We start from the raw sequence: 16,935 nt of genomic DNA on the forward strand, positions 1-16,935 counted from the left end.
TAAGCCCGGCGCCTTAGTCCTCGTCGGGCACGCGGCCCATCTCAACCAGGTCGTCCGGAAACGAGATCCAGCCCCTCGGGTCGGACGTGTCGAAGTGGTACTGCAACGCGAGCCACCCCCAGGACACAAAGGATTCGAACGCGACCAATTGACCGTCCAGGTTGTAGCCGTCGGCATCGCCAAATCCGGACCCGCGTCCGTAGCCGTGCTCCATCTGAAAGCGAAACACCGCATCGTTGACCACAAGGACCAGGGCAGTGTGTGGTGGCGGGGCAGTGTCCGTCACGTCGTCCAGGTAGTCCACGACGGCCCTGGGGATTTCGAGGCCGATCACGGCGACACGACAACAGATGTGTTTGAGCCAGTACCGGATGAGGTTCGAGCGGCCTGCCGACCAGTCATCACTATATAAGTCAGCGAACCGGAACACGCCGGTAGAGCCTACTTCAGCCTCGTCTTGGTCGAGGTACCCGAGCAGGGTCATGTACGCACGGTCGAACGGCTGGCTCCGTGCGTTGTTGCAGTTCTGGCATAGGTTCGGCTCCCATTTCAGGATGTCGGCCTTCGCGCCCTGCACGTCCCGAATTTCGAGATCGCCATTGACGTGCACGACCCTGGAGTCACCGATCCAGGAGCCGCCCCCGTGATTGAGTCGGAGTTCGGCCGCGTGATCTTGTGCTCTCGGGAGTCGGCCGGTGCGCCGCACCACCAGCAGAGGGTGACCGCCATGGTCAGAAGTCGTAGACGATGCCGGTGTATTCCCCCGTGTACTCCACGGCGCGGTCACCCACCTTTACCTTGGCCTTCTTCGGATCGAGTTCCTGTTGCACGCGGCTCTCGTCGGTCGCGAGGGTTTCGTAACGAGTCGAACCCTGTCCCAGGGCGTTGAAGATCCCGGTCGACTCGTACTTACGGAAGGTGCGAGCGATGGACGATCGCGAGGCGGAATGGATGATCTTGACCACGGTCTTGGCGATCTGGATTGAGTCCAGTACCTCGTTTGTGTCGGGGTCACGGATTTCCTCACCAGCGTCGCTGAGGATGGCGAACTTCATGCCCTCTTCAACGCCGTCATCGGCCCCCTTGTTCAGCGCCAGATCGGTGTTGTTGATGATGCGCGCCACCTTGGCTTGGATCAGTTCGTCGGTCATCGTTCCTCCGGTTCTTCACCGTTCGCATCGTCGGGTCCATCTTCGATCAAATCCGGGTAGACCTTCGCCCAGTCCTCAAGGTTCGTAATCAGTCGGCTCTCGATGTCGCTGAGTTTCCAACTCAACTGCCCCACGTCCTCGCGACCTCTCCCAGCGGCCCTGCTCTCGAACGCGGTGTCTGCAAGCTTCGCCAACTTGCCGACGTCGGTCGTGATCTTGGCGAGGTGGCGAACTACGACTCGCGACCCCGTGAGATTAGGGCCACCGGGACGTCGCGACACGGCCCACGCGCCGCCGACGTTGAACAGGCCGCCGATGATGACTAGGAGTGCGCTTTGGGCTCCATCCGGCGGATCGGCTGAGGACGCCCCGAAAGCAAGCAACGCGGAAGCTCCAAGACCGAGCGCGAAAAGCACAACGCCGATGACGATGCGGTGTTTCTCCACTCGCCCGACGAAGCCATCCATGGCTCCATATTGGCATCGAACAGGCTTGCGACCGGACACGTGACCGTGTCGCGCAGTCGGACCAGCGAGCGACCGGCGGCTGCGACAGAAGACCGGCCTTCCCACCCTCTCTAATTAGGTACGACACGAACGCCAAGCAGGTCACCAAGACGTACTTAGCGAGAGCCTGGTCCGTGTCGGCTGCTTCACTCCCGCCGTGGCGGATGCCGTCCTCATCGGAGGTCCAGCCGTACATCCTGACCCAGGCCGCTTTGAGCGCCGGGTGAATCGTCAAACCACCAATCGGGACCTCATGGTGGAATCAGTCGAAGTACTCGCCGATGGTGTTGGCCGAAGGAACTATCCCGACGCGTCTCATCGTTGTCGCTTCAGGGCACTCGTGAGCTGAGTTCGTCCGGGACTACCGTATGGCGCGATCGAGTCGTATTCCGGAGCGTTCGATCCGAGATGTAGGTTCCACGCGGAGATTCGAACTCCACGACACTTGGCATGCAAGTGTCGAATCCGCCGTAGTCGTGGCATCGCGTCCGGGAACGAAGCTGAAATGACCACGGAGGTGGGCGCCATGTCGCTCTCATCGCGGCGAGGACACCGCGGAACCACTGTGCCCAGGACACCGCAATTGTCGCCGCGATCAACGACCGTCGACTGGCGCGAGAACGAGGCCATTAGGCAATTCTCAACCGTCATCACTGTTGCGGCTGGCGTGCCCCTGCAGGCGTCTTCACTCTGCGAGGTGCACGGCCACTCCGGTTCGCACACTGGCGTGCGTGCCGCTCCACCTAGAACTTGGACGACTCGAGGACCGGCTTGCGCAGGTGGGGCTCCGGCCGATCGAGGTGGCAAGGAAGCTGGGGGCCTCATCCGCACGCTTTAGGCTCGTTTGCGCCGCAGCCTGACCCATTCATGTCATCTGGAGGAGCGTCTCTGCTCGATTGAGCTCATCACGCAACGTGTCTCGATCTTGGAGCCCGGCGAGCACTTGGAGGGCTATCAAAGCTGCGACGGCCGCCGTGTGAAGTGTCGCCTCTCTGTATCGATCGTCTGGATCGGCCAGCAGTTCGCTCGTCTGGCCATCAATCGCCGACGCGATGGTCGCACCACTCACATGCGTGAATTGAGAGAGAGCTATATACGCGCCGTTATAAGACTCATCAATCTCTGCGATCTCGGCGCGGATAAAATTGAACGACGGCACACCTTTCCCGTCTTTCTCAAGCTCCTTCGCGTGCTCTTCCAAGGACCGCCAGACCTCGGGGCTGGCAAGCCAGTTCGCCATCCTCTCGAAATAGGAGCGGCCGGTGTCAAGGGCCGTGTTCAAAAGCCGCTTGATCCGGCTCCCGTCTGTCACTGCCCACAGCATGGTGACAGATGCCTCCAGAGCGGCACGAGCAACCGGGTTGCCCGCGCGGCCTCGACCGGCCGCATGCAGGACCCCGTAGGCCGCGGATGCTCGGATTGCTTGCACCCCAACCCCGTACAGAACATTGAAGCGACCTAATGCGTCAGGGTCGGTTGGCGGAACGAGCGTTTCTAGCAAGCGCTCGGCACGGAAGAGCCACTCCAATTGAGACGCCTCATCGATTCCCGTGTCAGCCATGCCCTGATCGTAGGTCCACACCCATCGACAGAAGGCCGGTTCACGACAAGCGCATAGAACGGAAGATGAGGCAGTCGACCCGCCGCGCCTCCCAGATGATGCGCGAATGGCATCGTCCACCATACGTTTGGCGCTGGAGGCACGATGAAATCGAACGAAAGTTCAACCGGGGAAGCCCATTCGTATTCACTGGAACTGAAGGGAGCGAAATGGACGGCTCGACAATTCCAGCCCGCCAATAGGGCACTTCTCGCTTCCAATACTCCAACCGATCCTGCGGATGTCGTCAAGTCCTGGCCTGAGCAGTTCGTGATTCGTGAAGAGTACGAGGGCAAGGCAGGCCTGCGCCGACCACAGGCTGGTGCAATTCACTCCCTTCTCGGCTATTGGACAACCGATCCGAAACTCCCGGCCACTGTTGTCATGCCGACAGGCACGGGCAAGACCGACACCATGGTGACTGCACTCGTGGCACAGCGAATCGATCGACTGCTCGTGTTGGTGCCATCTGACGCACTGCGGGACCAGCTCGCCCTCAAGTTCGAGGAACTCGGGGTTCTTCAACACCTCCAACTCGTGCCAGAAACGAGCCTTTTTCCTGTAGTGGGTAAACTGAACGGGGCCCTTGAGCACAACCAGGATGCCGAGCATCTCGCCGGCAGTTGCAACGTAGTTGTGGCCACCCCCCAAGCGCTGAGTCACACTGAACCAGAGATCCGGACGCATTTCCTTTCGCTCTTTTCTCACCTCTTCATCGATGAAGCGCATCATGTTGCGGCGAAGACTTGGCAGCAGCTCCGAGATGAGTTCGCACCGAAACCCGTCGTTCAGTTCACTGCGACGCCGCATCGTCGTGACGGTCAGCATTTGGGCGGCACCCTCGTGTACGTCTTTCCGTTGCGCGAGGCACAACGGGAAGGTTACTTCTCCAAGATCCGGTACAAGTCGGTTCTGAGCCTGCTGCATCCGGATGAGGAAGTCGCAGAGGCAGCGATCGGCTATCTACGATCAGACATCGAAGCGGGACGTGACCACTTGCTGATGGCCAGGGTGCGTTCAGTGTCTCGGGCGGAAGAGGTACACGCCCTCTATGCGAAGATCGCTCCGGACCTATCGCCGGTTCTCGTGCACAGCGGAATCAACAAAAGCGAACAAGCCATCCGAATCGCGAGGCTTCGCGAGCGTACCTCCAGAATTCTCGTCTGCGTGGACATGTTTGGTGAAGGCTTTGATCTCCCGCAACTCAAGGTGGCGGCGCTTCATGATCCGCACCGGAGCCTTGGCATCACCTTGCAGTTCGTGGGCAGGTTTGCGCGTGGCGGCGTACATAGCCTCGGATCAGCCACGGTGGTGTCCGCCCGAACGGAAGTCCGCCAAGACGAGGCTCTCCGTCGGCTCTACGCCGAGGACGCCGACTGGGACCAGATCATCGAGGACCTCAGCGCTGCGGCGGTCGACGAGCAAGTCGAGATCGATGAGTTCATGAAAGCGTTCAGCTCCCTTCCCGACGAGGTTTCCATTCACTCGCTGACGCCGGCGATGAGCACAGTGGTATTCAAACCCAAAGCTATTGCGTGGCATCCCGAGTCGCTTACAAGTGTGATCGGAAGAAGCGATCTCGTAACCTATCCGATTCCAACCAATACAAGAGACGGAGTCGCATGGTTCGTCACCCGAACGAAGGATTCGCCAAGGTGGGGATCCGTCGCCGATGCCGTAACGGTGGCGTACGATCTCTACGTCATCTATTGGGATGCGACCCGTGGTCTCCTGTATATCAACAGTTCCAACAACGATTCGCTCCATGAGGAACTTGCGAGGGCTGTAAGCGGCGATACTGACGCTCTGCCCTTATCAGGCGAAGTGATCTATCGAGTGTTTGACGGAGTGCAACGTCTCACGCCGACCAACGTAGGTCTTCTCGACGCTCGAAATCGAAGCCGCCGTTACACGAGCTACGTTGGAAGCGATGTCACCGAGGCCCTGCCCCTCTCACAAAGCCAGACGAAGACTCAGACTCACATTGCTGGCACTGGATTCCTCGACGGCGGTCGGTACTCAGTTGCTGGCTCGCTGAAGGGCAGAGTCTGGAGCCATCGCACCGCCGACGGACTAAAGCAATGGACGGACTGGTGCGATGTCGTCGGCCCAAAGATTGTCGATCCGACCATCAGTGTCGACAAGATCATGGCCGGGTTCATCCGGCCCGAGGAGTTGAATGGCTGGCCCGCTATCCACGCTCTGGCCCTTGAACTGCCCTCTGCCCTCGCAGATCAACTAGAAGACTCGGAACTCAAGGTGGGGTCCAGTTCCATTCCGTTCCATGAGTTGAGTATCGAATTGCGCGGCCAGCCCAACTCCACCAGGCTCCCATTCGCGATCGTTTGTGATGAGTGGCGCGTTGACTACGATCTCGTTCTCACCAAGGCCGGACTTCGAGTGGAACCGCAGGACTCGAGCCGGGACGCAATGATTCAACGCACTCGGTCACTTATACCGTTCTCGCAGCTGGCGAGCCGGCACGGGCTTCGCGTGTTGCTAGCGGCTGATTCGATCGTTGAGCCACCTGGACTATTGCTTCGCCCCAATCGTGCCCTCGAACCCTTCTCGCGTGACCGCCTTACGGTGATTGACTGGACTGGAATCAACATCCGACGGGAATCGTGGGGCGCAAACCGCGACCCTCGAACGGTACAAGGCAGGATGGTCGAACACCTCCTAGGCGAGGATTGGGACATCTTGATAGATGATGACGGATCCGGCGAAGTTGCGGACGTGGTCGCACTCCGAGAAGCTGACGGCGTATTGCTTGTACGTCTAGTGCATTGCAAGTATTCAAGCAACGACCGCCCGGGGGCGCGAGTCACCGACCTGTATGAGCTCGCGGGTCAGGCTCAGCGATCAGCCGCCTTGCGCCGTAGCCCTGATGCGATGTTTGCGCGACTGATTCGACGAGAACGAACAAGGGCGAAAACTGATCGCACCGGATTTGTTCGGGGCGGCATCGACGACCTACAGGGCATCTTCGAGAGATCGATCAATCTGCGCCTCAGCGTGCTGATCACCATGGTGCAGCCTGGACTCAGCGCAGCCGCCGTATCGATCAACCAGTTGGAACTGCTTGCAAGCGTTGATGCGTACGTGGCCGACACTGCTATGTCGAAGCTAGAGGTCTTCTGCAGCGCGTAAGGATCAGTTCACGGGCGTGCGAACCAGCCACGGACGACAGACGCCCGATCGAAAGGGGTGTCGGTGGGTGCAGGTAGGTTCACACCATGAGCGAAGAGTCCGAACAGTGCAAAGCATTCGTCGACGTGATCTATGGGCGCAAGCGCCACGCGAGCCAACAGTGCCACGCAGCTGCCGATCACATCTCTTCGACATTCGCAGTCACCGCCCAGCACGTGACAAGCGTTCTCGGCTATCCCGTGTGGTGGAAGGACTCCCAAGCGAAGTTCAACCGAAATGTCGGCCGATTCGAGGTCCGCGCATGACCGCCGATGCTGAGCGTTGTAGCTTCCATGCCGACATGATCGTCAGCACCCGCGGCGGCGGATGGAGCCGCATCGCGAACGTCCGGTGCGTCCGACCCACCGGCCACCACCAGCTACGCGGCGAAGAGCGCGACCACGAGTTCATTTCGCAAGAGCACACCTTCGGTGTCTCAAGGGAACGAGGCCGCTACGTCACCCGCAGATGATGTGGTCTGAATTTTGCCCAGGTCGGTGTGTCCCGGACTACCCCGACCAGAACGGACAGGGGCATTTGTATTCCCGGATGAGTTGTACATCGACACGGGACATGCCCAACTGTTAGTGCGCTTAGGCGACTGACGCCCGTCCGACAGCGTGCCCGTAGCAGATCTATCAACGAACCAGTCGCGCGACTCGCGTCCGTTGCTGACCCGTACGAGTGGCCTACCGTCCGAAGTGCTCCTGCCAGCGATGCTCCGCCCGGCACCCATCCTCACTTCGCCAATGTCTGGCCAATCTGAATGGACGTATGCTACCGTAGGTAGTTGCAAGAACCTGAGCCACCTCGGAGGTTTGCAATGAAGGGCGGCGTCATCCTGTTCCGGGGGTCCGGGGCAGACGCGCGCCGTTACCTCGAGTCGGATCGGTCGCGCGCCGACGAGTACTACCTCGAAGGCGGGACCGCCCTCGCCGAGTTCTCCGTCATTGACGGCGATGGCGACGTGATCGGCGAAGGCGCGCTCACCCCAGACGAGTACGCGCAGTGGGTCGACTGGATCAACCCGCTCACCGCCGAGTCGATGGGCAAGCCGCGGGTACCGGGAGACGGCCGGCAAGGATCGCCGCGCTTCGCCGAGATTGTCGTGAACGCGCCGAAGTCACTTTCGATCGCTGCGGTCCTGCACCCGGAGGTATCCGACGCGCTCGACGCCGCACAACGCGACGCGGTCGCCGCGATCCGCGCCTGGCTCGGCCAGCACTCCGTCACCCGCGTTGGCCCGCGCGGAAAGCAGCGAGTGGTGCTTGTGGACCAGTTAGAGACTCTCACCGTCTCGCACAAAACCTCCCGGGCCGGAGACCCGCACCGGCACATGCACTTCCAGATCGGGACCCGCGTGTGGGCAGCCGACGCATGGCGCGGCCTCGACACCGCTGCGCTGTTCCGGCAGCAGGGCGCGATCCGTTCGCTCGGCACGGCCGTAATCGCCGCGCATCCGCAACTCGCGACCGTCCTCGACGCCCACGGCCTGACCCTCGACCCCGTGACCGCCGAAGTCGCGGAGCTGCAACCCTTCAACGCCGTGATGAGCAAGAGAGCTGAGCAGGTGGCGCGCAACCTGGCGCACTTCGAGAAGGAGTGGCGCACGGCGCATCCCGGCCAAGAGCCTGGCCCAACTGCGATGTCGCGGCTGATCGCCATGGCGTGGGATCACGAGCGGCCGCACAAGCGGCCGACCAGGCTCGGCGACGAGGCCGCATGGCGAGCCGAGCTCGAGGACGCCGGCTACCGCTCCGATGTCGCGCGAGCACCGGTGCACACGTCGGTATCGCTCGATGACGTGAGTGTTCGGGATGTCGCATCGCGCGCCCTCGACCGCTGCGCAGCTGCAGCCTCGACCTGGACAGTGCACGAAATCCAGGAGCACGTCACGCGCATCATCACGGAGGCCGGCCTTCGCGCCGATCCCGAACGGTTACGCAATCTCGTCATGGTCACGACACAGCTGGCCGCAGAGGATTGCCTGTCGGTCCTGCCGCCCGAGAGCGCGCATCTCGAGCACGTCGCGCACCTCACAAACCTGCACGTCATCGCCTCCGAAACCCAACTGCGCGACCTGCTCACAGGACGGGCAGCTGATTCGGGCCGTGGCCGCGCACCGAACCTGATGCACGTCGCGCGCCGCCACCGGCTCGACCCAGCGCAGGCGCGGGCAGCCGCCGCTGTCGCATCAAGCGATCCGCTCGTCGTCGTGGAAGGCGCCGCCGGCGCGGGCAAGACGACTATGCTCGCCGCCGCGATCGAGGCCGCCGCTGCACACGGCCGCTCAACCCGGGTGGTCACGCCGACGAAGAAGGCGGCCGACGTTGCGCATCAGGAACTCGGCGTTGCAACCGACAGTGTCGCGAAGCTCGTGCACGACCACGGCTGGCGCTGGAATCGCGATGGCGTCTGGTCCCGGCTCACCGTTGGAGAGACTGATCCCGAGACCGGCGCCCGCTACCCTGGTCCCGCCGCGGCCGCGCGGCTCATGCGCGGCGAGCGGATCGTGGTCGATGAAGCGGGCATGCTCGACCAGGACACAGCGCTCGCGCTCCTCACCGTCGCGGACGAGCACGGTGCCGCCGTCGCCCTGGTCGGCGACCGCGCACAGCTGGCCGCGATCGGGCGCGGCGGCGTGCTCGACATTGCCGCGCAACTCCTTCCCCGCGTGCACATCTTGACTAGCGTGCACCGCTTCATCGACCCCACGTACGCGGCACTCGCCGCGCAGATGCGACGCGGGGAGTTTCCCGCATCGGTGTTCGACCGCCTACACGCACTCGGGCTCGTCGTCCTGCATGAGAGCACGGATGCCCTGCACGAGGCGCTCGCGCGTGAGTGGCACGACGGAGACGCCATCGCCGTGGCGACGAACGACGAAGCGCGCGAACTGAACGGGCGCATCCGCGAGGAGAGGCTCCGCGTCGGCCACGTTGACGACCGCCGCACTGCGACCGGTCGCGACGGTCTCAGCATCGGACGGGGGGATGTGATCCAGACCCGGCAGAATGACTCCGCACTGCCCGTGGCGAACCGTCAAACCTGGACCGTGCAGAGCGTGGGCGACGACGGCGCGGTGTGGGTAAAGGAACACGCCGCGGGTCGGAGGCATCGGACCGTGCGACTACCGACGGAGTACGTCGCCGAGCACACCCATCTGGCGTATGCGTCGACCGCATACGGAATGCAGGGCGCCACGGTGGGCGAGTCCGACACAATCCTCGACGACGCCATGGATGCGGCTGGCGTCTATGTGGGCATGACCCGCGGCAGGAACTCGAATCGTCTGCACCTCGTGGCGTCCGGCCTCGACAATGCACGAGAGCAGTTCATACTCGCGCTTAAACGCGATCGCGCCGATCGCGGACTCGCGAACGCGACAGCCGCTGCGCGAGAGTCCGTGCGCGGCCTCTCGCCCGAAATAGGCAAGCGACGTCGCGAAGTACGTCTGCCGCACTGGTCCAGCTTCACTCGGGACACCACGCCCCGGACCGCGCCGGAAGGCGGCCTGAACCGATAACTTGCAGTCTGCGTCGGAGAGAGACCGCGAGCGGACCCGACACTACTGTTGAGATGTGCTCACCAACGACCCGCTGCCCGATCACCCAGCGCCAGATAACCCATCGGGGAAGCTGATTCTCCTTCGCCATGGGGAGACGGAGTGGTCAAAGAGTGGCAAGCACACGGGACTCACAGACGTTCCGCTCACTGCGCGAGGAGAGGATCTTGCCCGCGGTGCCGGCAAGCTGCTCGTCGGCTACGAGTTCTCGCTCGTCCTGACCTCGCCGCTGCAGCGCGCGCGACGGACTGCTGAACTCGCTGGGATCCATGCTGAGGTCGACCCGCTCCTCGTCGAATGGGACTACGGCGGATACGAGGGACGCACAACGCGCGACATCCGCAGCGAGCTCGGCTACAACTGGAGCGCGTTCACCCACGGCGTCATTCGTGGGCTGACCCCAGGTGAGACGGTGGAAGAAGTCGCTGCGCGCGCGTCACGCGTTCTCACGCGAGTACTGCCTGCGATGGCGAACGGAGATGTCGCCTTGGTGGCACACGGCCACTTCTTGCGCATCCTGACAGCCGTGTACCTGCGAATGGCCCCGCGATTCGGTGCTCAAATAACCCTGGATGCGGGATCAGTGTCGGTGCTGAGCTTCTACCGCGAGCAGCCGGCCATCCTGTCTTGGAACTACGGACTCGAGCTACCCCTGGTGCCATCAGAGTCCTGATTCCTACGCGGGACATCGCGACCGGCGACCGGCGAGCGCGTCGACGCATCTGAAGGATCTCCACCGCGAAGCACCGGATCCTCGCTTGATGGACCCTGTCGCCGACCGCGCCGGTACCGTCACGTGCAGACGCGAACCCTGCGTCCATCGAAGCTGACGATGTCGCCGGGCTCCAGTTGCCTTCCGCGTCGGCGATCAACTTCACCGTTCACGGCCACAAGGCCGTCGATGATGGCCTCTTTCACGTCTCCACCGGAGTCGAGGAGTCCAGCGAACTTTAGGAACTGTCCGAGGCGGATGGCCTCACCACCGATCGCGACATCGTCTATCGGAGCCCGATTTGTCATCCCCGAATTTTAGTCGACGAGATGCCGGCTCCTAAGCGGAAATAGGTTGTCAGGTCCCGCAATATGCGCACGGCGACTTCTGTTCGGTCGAACTTACAATCATGTCACCGGCACCGCTCAGGGAACCCTCTATGAGAAAGCTAATTGCGGCGGCTGGCGATGATCGCCGCATGCGACCGCTGGCCAGGATCCGACCTTGTGTGAGTCTGTACTATGTCGAAGCCAGCAGCGATCAGTTCATGGTGCATCGCCGAGGTGGGCCAGTAATAGGCAGTGACGACGGCATGGTCGAACGCTTCGACCTGCTCACCGTCGAAGAACCCTAGAAGCAGTGATCCGTTAGGCCGGATGCAGCGGGCGAACTCGTTGAGGACCGCCGGCACATCATGGGGCGGGGTGTGGATGATCGAATACCAGGAGAGGATCGCAGCGAGAGCGCCGTCGTCGACTGGTAGTGCTTCGAGCGTTGCAACTCGGAATGGAACCTCGGGGAATCGGACAGAGGCGCCAACGATGAACTCACTCACCATGTCAATACCTTCGACGGCCACTCCGTGGTCGTACAGAAGCTTTGTCCAGTGGCCGGGGCCGCATCCCGCGTCGATCGTTGGGCTACCGATCTCGCGAGCCCAGACACAGATTAGTCTTTGATCTTCTTGCGCCATCGCAGAGACCGATCCGAGTGCTTCCGCGTACTCGCCAGCTCGTTCCCCGTAAGCGCGTCGCACTGCATCAGCCAACATGCAACCAACCTATCCGTGCGCTGTGTCTGACGCCGATGGGCCCTTCGACAGTGCGCGCAACGAATCGTCCCCAAGGAAGCCTGAACGGGCGCGGGTGTAGAAGCATTCGCCTGATGTGGTCGCAGCCGTCTTAACCGGCGTGTGAACGCCTTCTTCGGTAGCGGCGTCTGGAGTGGGTCGCCAGGGTGGGGTGTCCAGTCGTCAGGAAACGCGCTCGATCGCACAACACACCGCGACTGGAAGCCCCCGACTCCATTGGCACACCGACCCCTCGATGCCTCAGAAAGACCAGGTACCACTGAAGCTTGATGACATGACCGCTTACCCGCTCGCGCACCGAGCTGGAACCCTATTCCCATAGAGGACACAACCTCGGCGGCACTTTGTAGCTGCGTCGAGGCAGATGACACGTGGAGGGCTCGATGGTTGACCGCCCTCACCAGGATGAAGCGTGAGGCGCCGCCACGGCAGCCTGACCGCCCGTCACGTGCGCCTCACCCTTCGCGCCGCGTTCATTGGCGATCGGCGTGGTCCGGTGTACCACGGAGCAGGCAGGGATCAGGGCACCCCCTTCTTTGGGGTCCTCTCTTTGGAGGACGTGGCCACGGCCATCGTTTACCGTAAAGGGCAGGCTGGGCTATTTGATTCAGCGAAAAAGGCACACTCGTCGCGAGGCGGGGTCGCAAAGGCACGGGACCCTCAGGGTAAGCCGGTCTACCGGGCAAGGAATCAGGCACACATGGGCGTTGGAGCGGGCACTCCTGTAGTTCGAGGTCGGAAGTTCCTATCCCACCGGCCGGGAGGAATCGTCGAGGACACACGACTGCTGTTCGCGTGGTTGGCATTAATATCGATGAGCCTTCTCCTCCCCGGAATCGTGACAACAGCGCGCGGCGGCTTGTTGGCACTGGGCGTCGGAGCGGCGCTGGTGTTGGCGGCGTCCTGGATTTCCGGCTATCGACGGCGCACCGTATCGATCTGGCACGATCTGGTGGATATTGTCGGGATCTTAGGGTTAGCCGTCGTCTGCCCGGAGCCTCGCGCTATCGTACTCGTCGTCTTCGGTTCGCTCTGGTTCCGTTCCCTCTATGGCACGGGCGGCCAAGCGGTGGCCCGCGGCCTGCTGTATGCGGTATCGCTGGGTGCCCTGTTGATAGCGTGGCGGTCATTTCACCTGGATCCGTCGAAGCCAGAATTTTCGTCATTTCTCGGTATCGTGCCGATCATGTTTTTCACAGTTCTGATTGCGCGAAAGCACACCCAATCCCTCAGCGTCAGGGAGCAGGGCGTCAATCGGGACCGGGCGCTGGCTGCGACGGGGTCGTTGCTGCTCGATGCGGTCGGAAAGGCCGAGATTCTCAAGGTGGGGTGGGAGGCGCTGACCGAGTTCTGTGTCGCGACGCCGGGGCTGCGGGTTATTCAAGTTGGGCGTGATGGGTCCAACTTGACCGTCGACGGCGCCGCCGGAGACTTCATGTTTCTCCGGGAGACCTTTCCGGCCGAGATACTCGCCGTGGACGGCGGGAACGCCCGCATTTGCGATCCGGTGCCCCTGAACAGGGCTGTGGGAACTCCCCTAATGTGGAAATGTCTGAATCTGAGCGCGGACGAGGAGGATGGCTGGCTGTTGGTGGGCGCGCCGAAGTCAATCCCGGACGAGGCCATCCTCTCCATCCGCACTCTGGTCACCCAGATCGTGTTGGCCTTGAGGAACAGCCAGGCTTATCGTGAGCTCGCGGCGCAGGCCCGTATGGACGCCCTGACCGGGCTGGACAATCGTGCTTCATTTACCAGGCAGTTGTCCGGAATCATCGACGAGTCCGTCCGACCCGATAGCCTGCACCTGATGTTCATCGACCTGGACGACTTCAAGGACATCAACGACGGCCTCGGTCACCGTGTGGGAGACGACCTCCTCATCGAGGTGGCTTCTAGGCTCCGGGACGGGATCCGCTCCGAAGATCTGTGCGCACGGCTGGGCGGGGATGAATTTGCCGTGCTCTTGCGCGAGACGACGGGTCTCCACGCGGTTGCCTTCGCCAAGCGCCTTGTGGTTGAACTCGCGGCGCCCTATGTGCTGGACGGACACCACGTCGGTATCGGAGCCAGCATCGGGATCACCACGTTCACAACCGGAACTGGCCTTAAGGAACTCGTGCACCAGGCAGACATCGCGATGTATGCCGCCAAAGCGCATGGCAAGAATCAAGTCGAAGTCTTTCACTCCGCACTCCTGCATATCGATCGGAGACAAGAATCCGTGGCGCTAATCTGAGCGAAGCCGATCACTCGCTTGAACACGTCCTCCGGTAAGTCCCTGTTCGGTGCGGTCAGTTGCCACCGCCGCAAAGTGAAAGTGAGTCTAGAGTCGTTATTCGCGAAACATGCGCATGCGCCTCATCGATCATCTCGAGCGACGGCAAGTGCTGGAAGCCCGAAAACCGTCGGCTGGCATCGGCTCTAGCAGGCACGGAGCGCCCCGTACTTTCACCCTCGCAGCTTGCGGCTGGCACCCTACACCCCCGAACTGGGGCAGAGAATCGAACCACGGCAATTGATGCCCGGGTAAATTGGAAGTGAGAGTGCACCATTAGCCGCCCTGCATGATTTAACATGAGGGCGCGTAGGCCCGAACCCCTCAATGTAAATAGCAAACCCGCCGCAAGGCAGGGACGCAAAGCCACGGGACCCTTCGGGTTAGCCGGGCTGCCAAGCCGAGAGAAGTTCCACCAATGCGCGCTCACGTCGCGGAACATCCTGCAGAAATTGAGTCCAGCGACCCTGAACCAGACAGGCTTCGGTTCCTCGAATTGGCCGCAAAGGACCTGACTGCTGGCGGCTCACTGCACGACGTCCTGGATCGCATCATTGTCGGCGCAGCCGACGCGGTTCCCGCCCTCTGCCACGACTTGGCCATAGAACTCCCCGACGGGTCGAAGTATTCACGGTGGCGATGTGATTGCGAAGGGCGATGTGATTGTGAAGCGGGAGCGGAGGCTCTCATCCAATTGCGGGGTGACGACCCGGAAAAGGAGTCCGGAGGGAAAGTCCTCGCCGTCCCGGTGGCCTCGGACACACATACTTATGGAACCCTGATAGCACTCGCCCCCGAAGACGCCTACTTCTCTTCGGAGGACCGCACCATGCTGGCGGCATACGGGCACCACGCTGCCGCCGGTATAGAGATGACCAACCTGCTGGCCGAGTTAGGCGAGGAGCAGGAGACCGCCGAGGTGCTGTTGGAGGCCGCGCGGTCCCTTTCCGAGCAGTACACGGTCGACGACGTCGCGCAGTCCATGTCCGAGGCGGCGCTCATGCTGTCGGGGGCTAATCGATCGGGTGTGGCTCTCTGGGACTCGGACACCGCACAACTCCGCTTTCACGGTGCCACTGGATGGCAGGGAGCCCTCGCGCAGAAACTCTCCGACTTTGTTCTCACCACACAGGAGAGCCCCGAACTCCACGACATGCTGATCAACCCCACCCCGCTGCTCATCGACAGGCGAGGCTCAAACTGGGCCACGTCAATGCTCGACCACTTCGAGTTGAAAGCGCTTCTAGCGATACCCATCCTCACAAACGAAGACTTCCGGGGCCTCGTGATCGCGCATTGGGACGGCGACGCTCCGCACTCGCTCGATCACGCGGCTGTCCAACGCCTGTCGGGCTTGGCCGGCCTCGCGTCGGTAGCCCTCCACAATGCGCAACTGATGGAAGACGCGCGCTGGAAGTCGCTACGGGATCCACTCACCGGCCTCGCTAACCGGACCCTGTTCGAGGAGCAACTTCAGGCAGCGCTGGGTAAGGCCGCCGTAACTGGTCACTCCGTCGGAGTGCTTCTTTGCGACATCAACCGTTTCAAGCGGTTCAACGAGAGCCTGGGACACGGCGCCGGCGATGAGGTCCTCCGGCAGGTCGCGACGCGACTCGGACATTGCGTTGACGACGGCGACATCGTGGCCCGTATCAACGGAGACCAATTCGCCGTACTGACAATAGGCGCCGACGCCGTCGACCGCTCCGCCACGATCGCCGCGAAGATACGCCAGACGTTCAGAGAACCCCTGAGCGTCGGCAGCGAGAAGTTATTCGCGGACCTGGCTATCGGCATTGCCACAAGCACCGGACCTTCCATCGAGGAAGCCGGCGCCTTCGGGAAACCCGCCCAAAGGATGATCGAGTTGGCAGACCTTGACCTGCACCGGTCAAAAGCAACCATCACCGGTCACATCCACACAGACCACGCCGACGCTGAATGGCTCCGGCTGGAGACCGACCTTCGCGGAGCCGCCGGCCGCGGCGAATTACGGGTTCATTACCAACCCCAAATCGATCTGGCCAACGGCAGCATCGTTGGGGTCGAGGCCTTGGTGCGGTGGGAGCATCCGGAACTCGGAATGATCTCCCCCGCCTCCTTCATCCCCATCGCTGAAGCGAGCGGGCTCATCCGCGAGGTTGGTTTCCACGTTCTTCAGGAAGCGACCCAAACGGGTGCGAAATGGCACGCAGCCGGATTCCCGATAGAAATGGCCGTCAACGTCTCGGTGGCCCAACTCAGCGCCCCCAGCTTCCTTTCGCAGCTCAAGGAAGCCCTGCACCAAACGGGTTTCCCGGCCGCCTCACTGACCATCGAAATTACCGAGAGCCAGGTTGTCACCGACCACGCCGTTCTCCGCACCGTGCTACGAGAGTTGCGTGAGCTGGGCGCCGGGCTGTCGATCGACGACTTCGGAACAGGCTTTTCCTCGCTTACCCAGTTGCAACGAATGCCAGTGACCGAGATAAAGATCGATAGGGCTTTCACGACAGAGCAGACCGGCAGCGCTGTCTCCCCGTTCGTCGCGGGCATCGTGGGACTCGGCCACGGCCTCTCACTTCGCGTGATCGCAGAAGGCGTCGAAACCGAGGAACAGTTGGCCGCTGTCCGCGCCGCGGGGTGCGACCGGGCCCAGGGCTATCTCCTCGGACGCCCCGGCGACGCAGCCGCCACCCTGCGTCACATTAAGCAGAAGGCGTGACATGCGCGCGCCCACACGTCGGCTAGACCAGTCCGTTTCGCACCGGCTCCGTCAGGCACGACGCACAGTCTTGGCGCCGCTCTTTTGGGCATGGTTCAAGGCCGAGACTCTGGAGCGACAGGGATGGCTCTACCCGACAGGAC

12 protein-coding genes and 2 riboswitches are annotated in these 16,935 nt (G+C 62.1%); of the genes, 6 read left to right on the top strand and 6 right to left on the bottom strand.

Features of this window, described 5'->3' with window-relative positions; translation table 11 throughout:
• Positions 1-13: 13 nt before the first annotated feature.
• From AB4Y94_RS02045 to AB4Y94_RS02060, 4 genes are all read right to left on the bottom strand, one after another.
• Entirely contained in the window at positions 14-709 is a 696-nt protein-coding gene (locus AB4Y94_RS02045) for a hypothetical protein (RefSeq protein WP_441724249.1), read from the bottom strand.
• A 22-nt stretch (positions 710-731) separates the two neighbouring features.
• A complete protein-coding gene (locus AB4Y94_RS02050) occupies positions 732-1,151 on the bottom strand; it encodes a hypothetical protein (protein ID WP_441724251.1) in 420 nt (139 codons plus the stop codon).
• Positions 1,148-1,618 (bottom strand): hypothetical protein, encoded by a 471-nt coding sequence (locus AB4Y94_RS02055; protein WP_441724253.1) that lies wholly within the window; start codon positions 1,616-1,618, stop codon positions 1,148-1,150. Before AB4Y94_RS02055 ends, AB4Y94_RS02050 begins: the two co-directional genes overlap by 4 nt.
• A 904-nt stretch (positions 1,619-2,522) precedes the next feature.
• A complete protein-coding gene (locus AB4Y94_RS02060) occupies positions 2,523-3,218 on the bottom strand; it encodes a DUF5677 domain-containing protein (RefSeq protein WP_441724255.1) in 696 nt (231 codons plus the stop codon).
• A gap of 144 nt (positions 3,219-3,362) precedes the next feature.
• Here AB4Y94_RS02060 and AB4Y94_RS02065 point away from each other — a divergent pair, with 144 nt between their 5' ends.
• From AB4Y94_RS02065 to AB4Y94_RS02080, 4 genes are all read left to right on the top strand, one after another.
• Positions 3,363-6,407: a DEAD/DEAH box helicase gene (locus tag AB4Y94_RS02065; RefSeq protein ID WP_441724257.1), complete on the top strand. Its 3,045-nt coding sequence runs from the start codon at positions 3,363-3,365 to the stop codon at positions 6,405-6,407.
• A gap of 86 nt (positions 6,408-6,493) precedes the next feature.
• Positions 6,494-6,712 carry a hypothetical protein gene (locus tag AB4Y94_RS02070; RefSeq protein WP_441724258.1) on the top strand — a complete coding sequence of 73 codons (219 nt, stop codon included), beginning with the start codon at positions 6,494-6,496 and terminating at the stop codon, positions 6,710-6,712.
• A 557-nt stretch (positions 6,713-7,269) separates the two neighbouring features.
• Positions 7,270-9,972: a MobF family relaxase gene (gene mobF, locus AB4Y94_RS02075; RefSeq protein ID WP_441724260.1), complete on the top strand. Its 2,703-nt coding sequence runs from the start codon at positions 7,270-7,272 to the stop codon at positions 9,970-9,972.
• Between the two features lie 55 nt (positions 9,973-10,027).
• Positions 10,028-10,684, top strand: a complete 657-nt coding sequence (locus tag AB4Y94_RS02080) for a histidine phosphatase family protein (protein ID WP_441724261.1) — start codon at positions 10,028-10,030, stop codon at positions 10,682-10,684.
• A gap of 119 nt (positions 10,685-10,803) precedes the next feature.
• On the opposite strand, the gene AB4Y94_RS02085 is transcribed toward AB4Y94_RS02080, so the two are convergent.
• The gene (locus AB4Y94_RS02085) at positions 10,804-11,031 is read right to left on the bottom strand and encodes an RNA-binding S4 domain-containing protein (protein WP_441724263.1); all 228 of its coding nucleotides are present in this window, start codon (positions 11,029-11,031) and stop codon (positions 10,804-10,806) included.
• Positions 11,032-11,171: 140 nt separating this feature from the next.
• Entirely contained in the window at positions 11,172-11,774 is a 603-nt protein-coding gene (locus AB4Y94_RS02090; RefSeq protein ID WP_441724264.1) for a class I SAM-dependent methyltransferase, read from the bottom strand.
• 647 nt (positions 11,775-12,421) lie between these two features.
• A riboswitch (cyclic di-GMP riboswitch) is annotated at positions 12,422-12,496 on the top strand.
• 131 nt (positions 12,497-12,627) lie between these two features.
• On the opposite strand from AB4Y94_RS02090, the gene AB4Y94_RS02095 reads away from it, so the two are divergent.
• Together AB4Y94_RS02095 and AB4Y94_RS02100 are read left to right on the top strand one after the other, a co-directional pair.
• Complete coding sequence (locus AB4Y94_RS02095) at positions 12,628-14,049, top strand: diguanylate cyclase domain-containing protein (protein WP_441724265.1); 1,422 nt, start codon at positions 12,628-12,630, stop codon at positions 14,047-14,049.
• 364 nt (positions 14,050-14,413) lie between these two features.
• Positions 14,414-14,488: riboswitch (cyclic di-GMP riboswitch) on the top strand.
• 18 nt (positions 14,489-14,506) lie between these two features.
• A complete protein-coding gene (locus AB4Y94_RS02100; protein WP_441724266.1) occupies positions 14,507-16,792 on the top strand; it encodes a putative bifunctional diguanylate cyclase/phosphodiesterase in 2,286 nt (761 codons plus the stop codon).
• Positions 16,793-16,935: the final 143 nt, after the last annotated feature.

It is taken from the genome of Glaciibacter sp. 2TAF33, assembly GCF_052114945.1.
In the GTDB taxonomy this organism is placed as follows: Bacteria; Actinomycetota; Actinomycetes; order Actinomycetales; family Microbacteriaceae; genus Cryobacterium.